13 protein-coding genes and 4 pseudogenes are annotated in these 14,234 nt (G+C 65.2%); 8 read left to right on the plus strand and 9 right to left on the minus strand.

Features of this window, described 5'->3' with window-relative positions; translation table 11 throughout:
- The first annotated feature begins 16 nt into the window (after nucleotides 1–16).
- Entirely contained in the window at nucleotides 17–946 is a 930-nt protein-coding gene (locus AC5WS7_RS04110; protein ID WP_495952966.1) for a universal stress protein, read from the plus strand.
- A 35-nt stretch (nucleotides 947–981) separates the two neighbouring features.
- Here AC5WS7_RS04110 and AC5WS7_RS04115 read toward each other — a convergent pair whose 3' ends face one another.
- Nucleotides 982–1,197, minus strand: coding sequence for a DUF1918 domain-containing protein (locus AC5WS7_RS04115; RefSeq protein ID WP_495953737.1), 216 nt, complete (start codon nucleotides 1,195–1,197; stop codon nucleotides 982–984).
- Nucleotides 1,198–1,272: 75 nt separating this feature from the next.
- On the opposite strand from AC5WS7_RS04115, the pseudogene AC5WS7_RS04120 reads away from it, so the two are divergent.
- Nucleotides 1,273–1,428: pseudogene (locus tag AC5WS7_RS04120) on the plus strand (Hsp20 family protein); the annotation flags it as partial.
- On the opposite strand, the gene AC5WS7_RS04125 reads toward AC5WS7_RS04120, so the two are convergent.
- From AC5WS7_RS04125 to AC5WS7_RS04140, 4 genes and pseudogenes are all read right to left on the minus strand, one after another.
- Nucleotides 1,414–2,151 (minus strand): CBS domain-containing protein, encoded by a 738-nt coding sequence (locus AC5WS7_RS04125; protein ID WP_495952967.1) that lies wholly within the window; start codon nucleotides 2,149–2,151, stop codon nucleotides 1,414–1,416. The pseudogene AC5WS7_RS04120 and the gene AC5WS7_RS04125 overlap by 15 nt on opposite strands.
- 32 nt (nucleotides 2,152–2,183) lie before the next feature.
- The gene (locus AC5WS7_RS04130; protein ID WP_495952968.1) at nucleotides 2,184–3,356 is read right to left on the minus strand and encodes a site-2 protease family protein; all 1,173 of its coding nucleotides are present in this window, start codon (nucleotides 3,354–3,356) and stop codon (nucleotides 2,184–2,186) included.
- 239 nt (nucleotides 3,357–3,595) lie between these two features.
- Nucleotides 3,596–5,254 (minus strand): annotated as a pseudogene (locus tag AC5WS7_RS04135) (ABC transporter permease).
- Nucleotides 5,251–6,195, minus strand: coding sequence for an ABC transporter ATP-binding protein (locus tag AC5WS7_RS04140; RefSeq protein WP_495952969.1), 945 nt, complete (start codon nucleotides 6,193–6,195; stop codon nucleotides 5,251–5,253). The pseudogene AC5WS7_RS04135 and the gene AC5WS7_RS04140 overlap by 4 nt, the downstream one beginning before the upstream one ends.
- A gap of 396 nt (nucleotides 6,196–6,591) precedes the next feature.
- Here AC5WS7_RS04140 and AC5WS7_RS04145 point away from each other — a divergent pair, with 396 nt between their 5' ends.
- Nucleotides 6,592–6,792 (plus strand): hypothetical protein, encoded by a 201-nt coding sequence (locus AC5WS7_RS04145; protein ID WP_495952970.1) that lies wholly within the window; start codon nucleotides 6,592–6,594, stop codon nucleotides 6,790–6,792.
- On the opposite strand, the pseudogene AC5WS7_RS04150 reads toward AC5WS7_RS04145, so the two are convergent.
- Nucleotides 6,756–6,989: pseudogene (locus tag AC5WS7_RS04150) on the minus strand (hypothetical protein); the annotation flags it as partial. The gene AC5WS7_RS04145 and the pseudogene AC5WS7_RS04150 sit on opposite strands and share 37 nt — an antisense overlap.
- A 177-nt stretch (nucleotides 6,990–7,166) precedes the next feature.
- On the opposite strand from AC5WS7_RS04150, the gene AC5WS7_RS04155 reads away from it, so the two are divergent.
- Both AC5WS7_RS04155 and AC5WS7_RS04160 read left to right on the plus strand, forming a co-directional pair.
- Nucleotides 7,167–8,249 (plus strand): NmrA family NAD(P)-binding protein, encoded by a 1,083-nt coding sequence (locus AC5WS7_RS04155; RefSeq protein WP_495952971.1) that lies wholly within the window; start codon nucleotides 7,167–7,169, stop codon nucleotides 8,247–8,249.
- A 145-nt stretch (nucleotides 8,250–8,394) separates the two neighbouring features.
- Nucleotides 8,395–9,054 (plus strand): TetR/AcrR family transcriptional regulator, encoded by a 660-nt coding sequence (locus AC5WS7_RS04160; RefSeq protein WP_495952972.1) that lies wholly within the window; start codon nucleotides 8,395–8,397, stop codon nucleotides 9,052–9,054.
- 659 nt (nucleotides 9,055–9,713) lie between these two features.
- Here AC5WS7_RS04160 and AC5WS7_RS04165 read toward each other — a convergent pair.
- Both AC5WS7_RS04165 and AC5WS7_RS04170 read right to left on the minus strand, forming a co-directional pair.
- Nucleotides 9,714–10,901, minus strand: a complete 1,188-nt coding sequence (locus tag AC5WS7_RS04165) for a cytochrome P450 (RefSeq protein ID WP_495952973.1) — start codon at nucleotides 10,899–10,901, stop codon at nucleotides 9,714–9,716.
- The gene (locus tag AC5WS7_RS04170; protein WP_495952974.1) at nucleotides 10,898–11,566 is read right to left on the minus strand and encodes a VC0807 family protein; all 669 of its coding nucleotides are present in this window, start codon (nucleotides 11,564–11,566) and stop codon (nucleotides 10,898–10,900) included. Before AC5WS7_RS04170 ends, AC5WS7_RS04165 begins: the two co-directional genes overlap by 4 nt.
- A 78-nt stretch (nucleotides 11,567–11,644) precedes the next feature.
- Here AC5WS7_RS04170 and AC5WS7_RS04175 point away from each other — a divergent pair, with 78 nt between their 5' ends.
- Nucleotides 11,645–12,220 carry a TetR/AcrR family transcriptional regulator gene (locus tag AC5WS7_RS04175; RefSeq protein ID WP_495952975.1) on the plus strand — a complete coding sequence of 192 codons (576 nt, stop codon included), beginning with the start codon at nucleotides 11,645–11,647 and terminating at the stop codon, nucleotides 12,218–12,220.
- Nucleotides 12,221–12,425: 205 nt separating this feature from the next.
- Nucleotides 12,426–13,166, plus strand: a complete 741-nt coding sequence (locus tag AC5WS7_RS04180; RefSeq protein WP_495952976.1) for an SDR family oxidoreductase — start codon at nucleotides 12,426–12,428, stop codon at nucleotides 13,164–13,166.
- Here AC5WS7_RS04180 and AC5WS7_RS04185 read toward each other — a convergent pair.
- A pseudogene (locus tag AC5WS7_RS04185) lies at nucleotides 13,163–13,360 on the minus strand (nitroreductase family protein); the annotation flags it as partial. The gene AC5WS7_RS04180 and the pseudogene AC5WS7_RS04185 overlap by 4 nt on opposite strands.
- Before the next feature lie 96 nt (nucleotides 13,361–13,456).
- Here AC5WS7_RS04185 and AC5WS7_RS04190 point away from each other — a divergent pair.
- Nucleotides 13,457–13,942 (plus strand): MarR family winged helix-turn-helix transcriptional regulator, encoded by a 486-nt coding sequence (locus AC5WS7_RS04190; RefSeq protein ID WP_495952977.1) that lies wholly within the window; start codon nucleotides 13,457–13,459, stop codon nucleotides 13,940–13,942.
- Nucleotides 13,943–14,234: the final 292 nt, after the last annotated feature.

Consider the following 14,234-nt stretch of genomic DNA (forward strand, 5'->3'; position numbering starts at 1 on the left):
TGGGGAAGGGGGTTCGGTGACGGTGCAGCGGAACGATGTACATCATGTGGCGTCGGCGGCTGTTGTGGTGGGTGCGGACGGATCGGTGGCCGCTGATCGGGCAGTGGTGTGGGCTTCGGATGTCGCGGTGCGGCGTCGCCGTACGCTGCGGATCGTGCACGGGCTGGACTTGCAGGCCGTGCGGCGGATGTACGGCGGGTACGCCGGGCGAGTGCCGCAGATGATCGAAGGGGCTCGCGACCACGGTGCGGCGGTTGCCGAACGGGCCGCGCAGCGGGCGCGGGCGGCGGCGCCAGGTGTTCAGGTGTCGACCCAGGTGTCCGACGCAGGCCCGGCCGCGGCGCTCATCGAGGCGAGCGCCACGGCCTATCTGGTAGCCCTGGGATCTGCTGGAGCCAGCGGGCTGGCCGCGCATGTGGGTTCGATCCTGTTGTCGGTATCGGGCCACGGCGAAGGAGCCGTGGTGGTGGTCAGAACCGGCGTCGACTGCGAGACGGTGCCCCAGCTCGGCCCGGTGGTCGTGGGTGTCGACGGCAGTTCGGTGAGCGAGTCCGCGATCGGCGCGGGGTTCGAGGAAGCGTCCGAGCGGGGCGCTGATCTGCTCGCGGTGCATGTATGGAGTGATCTGGGCCCTGGGCGGTTCGCCGGTGAATCCTCGATAGCCCGACCGGCCACCGACGTGCGGGAGGTGGAGCGTGCGATGCTGGCCGAGCGGTTGGCGGGCTGGCAGGAGAAGTACCCGGATGTGGCGGTGACCCGTAAGGTGTACTGGTCCGATCCTGTGGCGGTGCTGCAGCGTTTTTCCGAATCGGCGCAACTACTCGTGGTCGGCAGCCGCGGGCGCGGCAGTTTCCTGGGAATGCTCCTGGGTTCGGTGTCCAATGCGCTGGTACAGCACGCGTTCTGCCCGGTGATGGTAGTCCATCCTGCACAGCAGGACACCTAACGCCGGCCCGTGGATATTGTGGCGCGGCCCTGCGATCAACTCGACCCGTGCGCATGAGCGTGTGGTGCGGGCTGGTGCTGCATCGAGGAAAACCGTGCCTGCGCCACCGTCTCCCGGGCACGTAGTTCGTCGGTGGTCAAGATATAGGAATCGGAGCTGGGAAACACCAGGGCTCGGTGTCCCGTGTCGGACCAGTGCACCAGGAACGGCGGCTCACCGTCAGCCCGCGTGCACAGCAGGCTGCTCACCATCACGGCCGAACGCAGCGAGAGCCATGAGGAAGGCGGGCATTCGGTGTTCGGCAACACGGTTTTTGCCGGCGCACTGTCTCACTGTCGGAGGGCGCACAGAACAAGGGCATCGACGCGACATACGCCAAGGGGATCCTGACTGTCAGCGTTCCCGTGGGCGAGCCCGCATACGAGGTCACCGAGGTCGAGGTCAAGTCGGGTGAACAGCGGATATTCTCAACGCTGATGTGAGTCGGACGAAGCGGGCCCGCGGTGTAGCAGCGTGTAGAGGATTCCTGTGTTCTCCGGTTCTGGCCGGGCGATATGGGTGTCGTTATCGCGGGCGGTGAGTTCGTTGTGCACGTCGACCACTCCGTCGACGGCGCCTGTGAGCGCCGAGATGATCTCGATCATGCTCTGCCGCTCCACCTGCCCGGTGAGCGTGACGACGCCGTCGGTGACTGCCACATTCACATCGGCGGGTGGCACGCACATCGATCGAATCAAAACATCATCCCGGACGTCGGCCGCGATTTCCTCGGGCGGCCGTAGATAGATCGACAACAGGTCCCTGCGGTCGAGTATTCCGGCCAGCTCGCCGGTCCGGTCCAGGACCGGCGCCCGCTTGATGTCGTGGCGGGCCAAGACCGCGGCAGCGGTGGTCAACCGGTCGTCGAGTGTCAACGTCACCACCGGACTCGTCATGAGATCTGCCGCAATCGGCGGGACACCTTGGGACGCAACGTGTTTGTGTCGTAACATGCGGCGTACGCTGCTGGACTCGGCGGATTGGGCTTGTCTGTCCAGCAGGTCCGCCTCGGTGATCATGCCGGCCAGGTGGCCGTCGTCGTCGAGGACTGGTGCACCACTGATCTCATGGGCAGCCAGCGTTCGCGCCACCTCCTCGAACGGAGTTCGGGTCTGCACCGTGACCACGTCACGAGTCATGACATCGGCTATTCTCGTGTGCCCCATGGTGTCTCCCTTTCGTGAGACAAGGAACCAATTCACTGATGTGATGTGGGTGGAAGGTCGTGCGTGGCGCGAGGGGGACGCGCCGAAAGGCCCAGAGCTGACCTGTGGCAGGCGGTGGCGAGGTCGGTTGAGGTGACGATGCCGATCATGCGATGGTGCGCGTCCACCACGGCGATGGCATCGAGTTCGGGACGCAACACCACGCGAGTGGCCGCATTACTCAGAAGTTCGTCCGCATCGACGATCGCAGCCGGTGGGAGCGGGCGGGCCAGGGTCGCCAGCCGGGTTGCAGCCCGAACGGATGCCCGAACCCGCACCAAATCGGACCATGCCAGGACACCGACCGGACTGCGGTCCGCGTCGACCACGGGAAAGACCCGGTGCCCGCTGTCCGGAGCGTCCGACGCGAGCAGTTGTCCGATCGTCCATGTGCGCGGCACGACAATCGCGGGAGCCGACATGACATCCCGGATCCTGATCTCGCCCAGCCGATGTCGCAGGCCGGCGGTGGCGAGCTCGCTGTTGGCCGCGCTGCGCAGGAACCAGCCCAGCAGCATCAGCCACAATCCTCCCAGCTGGCGGGAGACGATTACGTCCAGGATGCCGAGAACGATGAGCGCAGTGCCCATGAAGTACCCGCTGCGTGCCGCGGAAGTCTCCGCGCGCAGCCGGTCACCGCTGCGCCGCCACAAGACTGCCCGTAACACCCGGCCGCCGTCGAGGGGTGCGCCGGGCAGCAGATTGAACACCGCCACGATCGTATTCATCAGCGCTAGCCACACCAGTGCGGCGGTGACTGCGCCGCCGGGCCGGACGGTGGCGGTCAGCGCCGCCGCGGCGAACGCCGCGATCCCGATCCCAAGGCTGGTCAGCGGCCCCGCGAGGGCGATACGCAGATCTGCCCGGGCGTCGCGTGGTTCCTCGGTCAGTTCGGACATTCCGCCGAGCAGCCACAGTACGATGCGGTGCACGCCGACGCCGTTGCGGCGGGCGACGATCGAATGCGCGAGTTCGTGTGCGATGAGTGAGGCGAACAGTGCCACCGCGCCAGCCGTCGCCACGGCCCACAGGAAGCCCGAGGCGCCGCGCCCGGCCAGCTCGATGCGCAGGATCCAGGCGAACGCCGCGATGGTGACTACGATCGACCAGTGTGCGCCGATCCGGATTCCTGCGATCGTCCCCAACGGGAAGGTTTGCGGCAACATCGAGCTACTCTTCGGTCGTAGTGGACAATTAGACGGCCGTCACGTCCGGACGGTCATCGGCGAGCCAGTGGTCCGGCTGCATAGGTCAGCCTGTTCGCTCGGCTTGCCGGGCGGACAGGGGAGTCGTACCCGTGCGGTTGGGACCATCGTCACCGGGCATGCGCCGACTCATCCTGCATGCCCGCGATACATTCGGTCGTCCGGTGATGACACAGTCCGGCCGCAGAGGCTGTCGCCAGTCAGCGCAGATCGCGACGGCGGAAACCGATTACCCCGGCCGTGAGCAGTGCCGTCGCGACCAGCAGCATGATCATCACTGGCATTGCGCGGAACGAATCGGCCGGCAGCTTGGGGACGTGACCCTGCGGGGAGATATCCAGACCCATTGCGGCACACCAGAAATCGATCTGAGCAAGTATAGTGCGATGCCCGCGGTGAATATTCCCCATGCGACGGGCGTCCAGCGCGGCAGCAGCCCGAACAGCAGGACGGTGACACCGGTGAACACCCACACCGCTGGTAGCTGGATCAAAGCCGCGCCCAGCACCCGCGGCAGCTTCCCGCGAATGTCCTGCGCGGAGGCACCGTAGACCAGTCCAGCGCAAAGGCCCGGAACCGCGAGTGCCACAGCCGGTCCAGCGATCGCGTAGACCAGATGTGATGCCGCCCAGCGCATTCTGCCGACAGCGCCGGTCAGCACGGTTTCGGCATGGTCCGCGTTCTCCTCCGAATGCAGCCGTAGCGCAGCCGAAATCGAATATGCGGTCGCCATCAATGCCGACCATCACAAAGGCAATCGAGACGAATGCGTCCTCGAGTGCCTGGGTGCCGCCGAGCCTGGCGATGATGTCGTGCAGGGCCGGGTTGGAGCCGAGTTCGGTGCCGACGTCGTGCACGAGGCTGCCGAAGACCAGGCCGATCAAGCTGGTTCCGAGGGTCCACATCAGCAGGGTGTCGCGCTGGAGGCGCCAGGCCAGTCCGAACGGCCCGGTCAGCGTGGACCCGCCGGTGGGTGGGCCGGGCCGGTCGGCGATCAGTCCGGCCCCCAGGTCGCGGTGGCGCAGCAGGGTGTAGGCGGCCCCTATGAGAACAGCGGCCGTCGCGATGTGCAGCAGCAGAACCGTCCAGTGGTCGCCGGCGTAGGGCCGCACCTGCAACGACCAGCCCTGCGGCGAGAGCCAGGTGAGCGGATCGGCCGGTCCGTCGGTGGCGTGGACGTCGCCGAAGGCACGCAGGAAGTAGGTCGTCACCAGTACCGCGAACGCGATGCCGCGTGCGGTGCGGGCGCTGGCGCTCAGCTGTGCGGCGACCGCGGCGACACCGGCGAACGCGATGCCCGAGCCGGCCTCGGCGAGCCCGAATGCCAGGCCGCCGTTACTCGGCACACCGGCGACGGTGATGCTCGCGGCGCCGATCAGACCGGTGAGTAGCGCGGCGCCGCAGGCTACCAGCAGCGCCGCGGTGAGGTTGGCCAGACGTCCGACCTGTGTCGAGGCCATCAGCTCCTGGCGTCCGGTTTCCTCCTCGGCGCGGGTGTGCCGGATGACGACCAGGATGGTGGCGATCGCGATGAGGGTGTGGAACACGCCTGCTTTCCACACTCCGACCATGCCGAGGGTGGTGTTGTAGACCGGCCCGTACATCGCCAGCTGCGCCGGACTGGTGTTGATCGCATGGGCGAACGCTGCTCGGTCGGCGACCGTTCTGTAGACCTTCTCGATACTCTTCACATAGACGCTGCCCAGCGGAATCGACAGCAGAAGCACCCACAGCGGCAACACGACCCGGTCGCGCCTCAGATACAGCCGCAACAACCGCCGAGTGCCAGCGAAATCCGATGGCCCGCGGCTGGGTGCGGTTGCGGGCGGGCGGTGCGGGGTTGCGGTGTCCGCGGTCATTTCGACGCCTTCGCGGCCGTGTGGTTCGCTGCGGCCGTGTCGGCGGCGCCCGGTGAATGGGCGAGCGAATAGTGGCGCAGGAAAAGCTCTTCCAGCGTCGGCGGCCGGCTGACCAGGCTTCGGACTCGGGTGTCGCCGAGTACGCGGATCAGCTCGCCGAGGTGTTCGCCCTCGACCTGGCAGCGCAGGGTGTGATCTTCGATGCCGAGGTCGAAGACGCCGAGGATCCGGCTGAGATCGCCTGGGTCACAGGTCAATTCGGCCTCGATCGAGGTTCGGCTGAGGTGGCGCATCTCGGCCAGCGTGCCGCTTTCCACCGTTCGGCCAGCGCGGATGATGGTGACTTGGTCGCACAGTGCTTCCACCTCGGACAGGATGTGGCTGGACAGCAGCACGGTCACCCCGCGATCGGCGGCCTCTCGGGCGCATTGCCGAAATACCTTCTCCATCAGCGGGTCCAGGCAAGAGATCGGCTCGTCGAATAGCATCAGCCGGGCCTTGGAGGAGAATGCCGAGATCAGCACGACCTTCTGCCGGTTGCCTTTGGAATAGGCCCGGGCGCGCGTACTCGGGTCGAGTTCGAAACGCTCGGTCAGACTCCGCCGCCGTTGCGGGTCGAGGCCACCACGCATGCGCGCCAGCAGATCGATGGTTTCGCCGCTGGACAGCGACGGCCACAAAGCCACATCGCCGGGAACGTACGCGATCCGGGCATGCAGGGCGACCGCATCGGACCACGGATCGCGACCGAGTACGCGAACCTCACCCGAACTGCGAGTCAGGATCCCCAGCAGAACCCGAAGCGTTGTGGTCTTGCCCGCCCCGTTGGGGCCGAGGAAGCCGTGGATCTGCCCCACACCGACGTCGAGGTCGAGACCGTCGAGAGCTCGTACCTGCCCGAACGTCTTGCACAGATCTCGGAGAACGACCACCGGCGACATCGGAACTCCTCACTAGTCTGCGCCTTCTCCTCGAGGCTGCCGGAACATGCGGCGCGGCGAAGGGGCGGAGCGCCTGGGTCACCAGCTCACACCGAACAGCCGGGACCACACCAGAGAAGTAAGGTCATCGATGCCGCGGCCGCGGCCTCGAACCGGCCGCCGCGACGATGGATCGATCCGCCCAGCCGCAAACCCGCGATCAAGTCGCGCATCGCCCAACAGTGCATCCAGAGACCGATGAAACGTGAACGTCCCACGCCCATCGGGGCACCGCGGCGCACTAACCTGTCCCGCCACCGGTCCCATACCGTGCCGCGGTGAGCAACTCGTTCAGAGACCACGGCTCCAGCAAGCTGTCAATTCAGTTCGAAGGGTCATCGCAGCAAGGACTAGTGGATGATCGGGGCGGGCATCTTCACCGCGCTCGCCCCCGCAGCCGAGGCGGCGGGGTCCGGGCTGCTGATCGCGCTCGCGGGCGCGGCGGTGTCCTGCGCAGAGCGCGTCGCGGGTTCGAGCCCCCAGCAGGGAACGCAAAACATGGGCAACCCGAAAACGGATGGTCATCGTGGGTGTGTATCCGATTTGACGCTTCGGTGAACGTGCCATGTCGAGACTGGTGGGCGCTGCCCGGAGTTACTGAATCTGCCGCATCCGCCAGCAGCCGCTTCAACCGAGCGTTCTGCTCGCGAGTTCTTCGAGCTCCTTGGCCGCCTCGGGTCCACGCCACCGTACTGGTGGCGCCAGTTGTACAACGTCGCCGTCGACACCTCGATCTGGGCGGCTACCTCTTCGCCGGTCTTGCCGGGCCCTCACCAGGCCAAACAAGGACTCTGATACCGATCGGTCTCATCTATGGGGGTTGCCCGCCACCAATCTATGTTGACATCGGTCACTTTCGGGAGGCACACTCAACCCGAATGTTTCCGCCGGTCACACTGGCTGGGGATGAGAACGGACGAAAGGTGAATCTGATGGCAGGCACGAAGGTCCTGGTCACCGGAGCTACGGGCCGGATCGGTACCGCGGTGACCACGCAACTCCTGGAGAAGGGTGTAGCGACCAGAGCGATGGTGCATCGTGAGGATGCGCGCAGCGCGCGGCTAGGTGCTCTTGGTGCCGAGGTTGTCGTTGGCGACATGCTCGATATCGTTCAGGTGGGGGCCGCTGTGGAGGGCGTTGATCGGGTGTATTTCAATCCTCCGTACCACTCGCACATGCTTGACGGTGCCGTGGCGTTCGCTGTGGCCGCGCGGCAGTCGAGAGTGGAGACGGTGGTGGCACTGGGGCAGTGGCTGTCCAGTCCGGAGCATCCGTCGTTGCTGACACGGCAGATCTGGTTGACACATCGTTTGTTCGAGTTATTGCCGGACGCTGCCCATATCGCTGTTGATCCGGGGTTCTTCGCCGACAATTACCTGAACGTCATGCCGGTCGCCGCACAGACCGGGGTGCTGCCGTTTCCGACGGGCGGGGGTCTCAACGCGCCGCCGTCCAATGAAGATATCGCTCGGGTTGTCGTCGGCTCGCTGCTTGACCCGCGTCGTCACAATGGCAAGCGGTACCGGCCGACCGGACCCAAGCTGCTATCCGGTGCGGAGATCGCTGCGGCGATGGGGGAAGCGTTGGGGCGCCGCGTTCGTCACGTGGATATTCCGCCGAAGATGTTCCTGAAGGCGGTACGTGCCGGGTCGAAACGGATGGGCTTCGATCCGTTCGTCGAATCGTGCTTGAGCCATTATGTTGCCGAAACCGGATTGGGGACCTTTGGGTTTGGCGGGCCGACGACGCATGTCCGGGACGTGGCAGGGGTCGAACCGGAGGACTTGGTCACGATTTTCCGCCGCCACGCTGGTCGGCCGGAGTGTCAGCGATCGATCGGGAATTTCCTGCGCGGGGGCTGGGATTCGTTGGTCATGATGGCCACCCCGGCGCGCAACATCACGCGCTTCGAGCGTGTCCAGCAACATCCGCATCCCGCGGTCCCGCGTCTGTCCGGTGACTCGGAGATCTGGCGCAGCGAGCACGACGTCAAAACTGACACCGTTGCGGCTTGACGTCGGTGTGGACCGGTAGGTGATCTAGCGGGATGACGTGCTGGTGCGGGAAACCTCGGAATGTCAGATTCCGGGGAGGCGCGGAGAAGGTATGTAACCGGCATGTGACCATGTCAACCTGCTCATTTTCTGCGATCCTTGCGGTATGAGTGCCGCCAGCGCTGACGCGCGACGCCGAAAGTCGTATCATCACGGTTCCTTGTATGCGGCCTTGGTCGAGGCAAGCGTCTCGCTCGCGCGCGAAGGCGGTCCGGACCGGGTGATCCTGCGGGAGGCCGCTAGGGTTGCCGGTGTCTCGCATTCGGCGGCGTACCGGCACTTCGCTGATCGCGACGCACTGATGGCGGCCGTGTCGCGTCGGGCGCGCAGCGAACTCGCCGCCGAGATGCGCAGGCGGGTCGATATGGCCGCAACTCCGGGTGAGGCTTTGGGAGCGGTCGGCGCGGCCTACATCGACTTCGCGCTGACCGAATCCGGATTATTTCGCGCGGCTTTCACGTCCCATCCGACGACATCGGGCACAGGAAACGGATCGTCCGACACGTCGAGTGACATATCGGACGGTGGTGAAGAGCCGTTCGATATCCTCGCCGAAGTTTTGGACTCCGCGATGGCGGCCGGGCAATTGGCGCCCGAGCGCAGGCCGGGTGCCGAGATCGCCGCATGGTCGGCTGTCCACGGTCTGGCAAGTCTTCTGCTCAACGGTTCATTTTCCGTTACACCGGCCGACATCGAGTTCTATTCCGCTCGGGTATTTGAGCTGATCGGTCGCGGTCTGCTGCAGCTGCCGGAGTCCACGGAGTAGATCCTGTGTCGCGGACAACTCGACGCGCCGCTCACCAGCTGACCGCGCCCCAGAGTAATTCCGGCTGCAGCTGCTCCATCGAGTGGCGGATATTCGTGGTCGTATCGAGGCTATTGACTCTGTCGGTGATCTTGGATTCGGTGTGTCGTGGCTGACAGCTGTCGTTCCGCGGGCGCGAATACTGCTGCATCCCTTGGAGGAACAGGTGAACGTCACTCGGACCCGGACCGGCCAAGACGGTCCCGCCGCTGACGGCGCGGATGGCCCGCGTCAGCAATCCTCGCGGTACCACGGCCCCAGCGCACCGACTCCACCCATCTGTCGGCCGCGGTGCGATGTGACCCGGCTCGAGCTGGTCACCGAGGCCGTCCGCGCCGCGCTTGTATTCAGGCGAGTACTTTCTCCTCTGATGGCCCACGAACTATTTCCCTCTCACTTCCAGTAACCACCCTATGTGGCATCACTTTCCGGAGAGAACCGGACACCTCGAGGAACCCGATCGCCGGTGGCGGCCTTCTCGTCTGAGAGTAGTTCGGACAGCGGTCGTCGAGACGGCGGCGCCCCTCGACGAAGGGGAGCATTGTGGTGACTCGTGAGTGGCCTTGTGGCATCGACTATCCTGCGGGAACGCGAATGTGGACTGGAAGTGCCGTCGCGGGTCACCATGTGAGGGGCAGTTCGTCTAGAGAGATGGTGAGTCGGTCTGTATTCAGATGTAGCGCTGAGGATGGCGCGGCGAGTCGGAGTTCGGGCAGGCGTCGCGGGACCCGGCCGAAGGTCTCGTGGAGTTCAAGCCTGGCGAGGCTGGCACCGATGCAGTAGTGGACGCCGTGCCCGAATGTCAGATGGGGATTTGGGGTGCGCGTGATGTCGAAGGCGTTGTGGGCTTCGAAGGTGTGAGGGTCGCGGTTGGCGGCCTGGGCGGCGAGGATGATCGCGTCACCGGCGGGAATGACAGTGTCGCCGATGGCGATATCTGTGCGGGCGTAGCGCAGGAGTCCTCCCAACTCGCTGAGGGTGGACAGACGGAGGATCTCCTCGATGGCACTGCGTGTGAGTGCGGGGTCGCTGTGTAGCGCGGCGAGCTGCTGGGGGTGGGTCAGCAGGAGCAGGAGTCCGAGGTCGATACGAATGACCGTGGTTTCGTGACCGGCGAACAGCAGCATGGCTGCGATCTGCGCGACCTCGCCGTCGGTGAGGCCATGATCGTGCTGGGCTGCTAGTAGATCGCAGATCACATCGTCGCGAGGGTGATTCCGCTTGTGTGGCAGCAAGTCGTGAATGTAGGTGGTGAGGTCACGTTGGGCAGTCTTGACACGGGTCGGGTCTGTGAGCGAGGTCAGGTCGGTCGCCCATCGCCGGAACTGTATGTGGTCCTCACAGGGCACGCCGAGCAGTTCGCAGATCACCAACACCGGTAGAGGCACGGAGAACGCGTGATGCCAGTCCGCCGGTGGGCTGGGCAGTTCGTCGAGTAGGTGCTCGACGAGGTCCCCGATCCTGGTTCGTAATGTGTCCATACGTCGGGGTGAGAAGGCGGGGCCGAGTAGACGACGCATTCGACGGTGCTGATCTTGTTCGGTGTCATAGTCGCCGATCGGCCCGCCGAGCAGCGGCGAGTCCGACAGTCGCGCCGCTCGTTCGGGCCTCGGGTGCGAACGCCCAAGGCGTTCGTCTCCGAACAGCGCCGCTACATCATCATGGCGGGTGACGAGCCATGCCGTGTCGCCAGTGACTGTCCGGACGCGGGTGGCCGGTGCAGCGTGCTGCAGTTCGAAGTAGCGCTGAGCGATCTCGAAAAGCCCTCCGGTACGGGTGAACGGGAGTTGGTCCACGGGTTCAGTCATGCGGAGGCCTCCAGGTCAGTTGTCCGTTGTGGGGACGGCCCCCGGTCCTCGCTGCGATCGCGCGGTCGCAGGGTCCAGACGGCCAGGGGCGCGAGGGTGACGATCGGAATGAGGGCGGAGACGGTGACCATCGTCCCTACCGGAAGCAGGTACGACAGGCCGATCCGGGCGGCGGACTCGGCCAGTAGAACGAGGCCCCACAGCGCTGTGGTGCGACGGCATTCCGCTCTGACCGCGGCGCAATCCCAGAGGTTCTCGTAGTCGGTGCGGTCTCGCTCGTCGCCTGACACGTAAAGACGGCGCCTGAGCGTGAAGATCAATGGTCGTCGCCACAACAATGACCCCAGGAACACGACGCCCAGGACGCAGGTGGTTACAGATTCTTTGACCAGCAGCACCCTCCCATCATGGAATGCGACTGCTGCGACGAGACCGATGGCGATTGTCATCAGCGAGAGCAGGGCGAGCGGATCGGCCTCGCGGCGCCGCAGCAGCACCAGCGCACCGCCGGTCGCAGGGAAGGCAGCCGAGATGGCAAGGGCGCCTGCCGACGACATCCCGTGCCTCGTCAGCGCCTGGTAGGCGACCACTGGCGCCATCAAGTTGAGCAGTACGGCGGGGCTCCGCAGGAGTCCGGTGAAGCTGCCTCTTTGCTTGGGATCCATGGGGTGCCCTTCTGTATACGCGCTGGTGTATACAGCGGAGTGTACACTTGGAGTCGATGGGATGTGAAGATGGTGAGCATGAGCACCACGGAAGGCGGGCGGCGGCGACTACTATCTCGCGGCGAGAGGCGTGATCAGCTGGTACGAGCAGCCGCCTCAGCGTTTGCTCACAACGGCTTCGCAGCGACAGGCTTGGATGACGTGGCCCGACATGCCGGAGTCACGCGTGCGATCATCTACCGACACTTCGCGTCGAAGACTGAGCTGTACCAGGCGGTACTCGAGGACACACAGAACCGGCTGCGTGAGCGCGTCGGTGCACCCAACCAGTACACCGGGAACACTGTTCGCGAGCTGGTATCTGCCGCATGTGACGACCCGGACGGCTTCCGCTTGCTTTTCCGGCATGCGCCGAACGAGCCGGAGTTCGCCGGCTATACCTGGCAACGTGATGCCGTCGCTGCTCAGATCGCCGATCACTACCTACATGACACTCTGACCGAGCCCGCGCACCGCAGGTGGGTCGCCACCCTGCTGCCGAAGCTGACGATCGAGCTCATCCTCAGCTGGCTCGACGCCGGCCGCCCGACCAATCAAGACGACCTCGTCCACGCGATCCGCGCCACCTCACGTGCGCTGACCAATCGTCCGTGATCCGCTGCTCACCACAACCACTCGACACCTGGCAACGCCGCGCGTCATGCGCGATCGGTGTCAACAACGCCATGACCCACAACAACTAGACGACGCAGGCTGATAGGGTGCCGTAAAGGTGGAGGATTAACCGGCTACTCGTGGGTATAAGGCGCAGGAATCACGGAATCGGCTTTCGGTTATCGCGGTGTGAAAGGTGCGAACCATGAAGCTTGTAGTCATCGGCGGTACCGGACGGATCGGCTCGCAGGTGGTCCAGAAACTGATCGCGGCCGGGCATGAGGCCGTGCCTGCGGCACCGTCCACCGGTGTCGACGTGATCACTGGGAAGGGTCTGGATCAGGCGCTGGAGGGCGCCGATGTCGTGGTCAACGTGGCGAATTCGCCGACCTTCGACGAGGCGTCGGTGGACTTCTTCCGCACGTCCATGAGCAATCTGCTTGCCGCGGGCAGCAAGGCCGGCGTCGGGCACCTGGTGGTCTTGTCGATCGTCGGTGTGGACCAGGCACAGGACTTGGTTTATTACCGGGCCAAGACCTTGCAGGAGGATCTGCTCCGGCAGGGCCCGATGCCGTATTCCATCGTGCGCGCCACCCAGTTCTTCGAGTTCATGGACGCGCTGTTGTTCGAGACCTCCGACGGTGATGCTGTTCGCCTGCCCGCCACTCGTGTGCAGCCGATCGCCGCCGCGGATGTCGTCGACGCGGTTGTCGAGGTTTCCACTGGCGCCCCGTTGCAAGGAATACGCAATATCGCGGGCCCGGACGTCTTCCAGCTCGACGAACTCGGCAGGATCACTCTCGCGGCGCGGAACGACAAACACACGGTGATCACCGACGATGAGGCGGGCATGTTCGCGGCCGTCAACGATGATGTGCTGATCGCGGGGCCGGATGCCCGTTTGGCGCCCACGCACTACCGGGACTGGATCCGACTGCCCCACTGATCGGTCAGGGCAGCGACCAGACGATTACGAGCATCGCCCGAGGCCAGCACCAAATGCCATGGTTGCACGTTGGAGTTCGATGGAGCGCACATCGCCAGCGCTACGGCATCTTCCACGAGGTGGCGGGGTGCCGGCGCTGGGAGAAACATTCGCGTAGAGCGACGCAGTCTGATCGTTTCATCGAGATCGAACATCGGACCCCCTTCGGCCGGAATGCTATCGGCAGCGAGCAGCTTGCTGTCCCGTAATGGTTGCAATAGATACCGTATCGAATGAAGTAGTCTGGCGGCATGGCCGCCGATGTTCCTCGCCATACCGCCGCCTCGCGTGCGACGGACCGTCCCGGGGATCCTTCGCCTTTCGCTCTCGGCCTGCTGCTGCGCCGGGCGCATTGGCGGGCGGCGTCGGTGATGGAGGAGGCGCTGCGGCCCCTGGGCATCGAGTTGCGGCATTTCGCGGTGTTGATCGAGCTGGTCAATCAGGGGCCCACGGTCCAGCGGGATCTGGTGGCGGCCACGGGGTCGGACAAAGCTGGGATCATGCGCATCGTGGACGACCTGGAGCGCAAGGGTCTTGCGGTGCGCAGGGCGGTTCCGGGCGACCGCCGAGTCCGGGCAGTGGAGCTCACAGCCCGGGGGCTGGAGCTCTTCGATGCTGCCCATGTGGCGGCGAAGCCGCTGGCTGAACGTCTTGTTGCCGAACTGGGTCACGGCGAGTCCGAGCAGCTGGCCGATCTGTTGACCCGACTTGCCCATCCCGCAGATGCCGAGGCGTAGGCGTGTCCCCGCGCTCCCGTTGTCGGCCGCGTCGGCGCTTCGATGCGGTTGCGCGGCGAACCCGGCTTCGAGAGGTGCTGGTTATCAGGATGTCTCCGTCGGGTAGTGACCGTCGGCGCGGCGTTGTCGCGGAGGGGCGCGGTCGGCGCGGCTGGCCGCATACCTGGACGGTACACATTTCACGGTTACCCGACATCACGGTCATTTCGATGCGAGCCGCGCCCACGCCCGAACCGGCGGTTATCGACATTCTCGGCTGCACGTGCCCATTTCCAGGGTGCCGCTGGCACCG

The sequence above is a fragment of the Nocardia sp. PLKS1-43 genome, assembly GCF_059510335.1.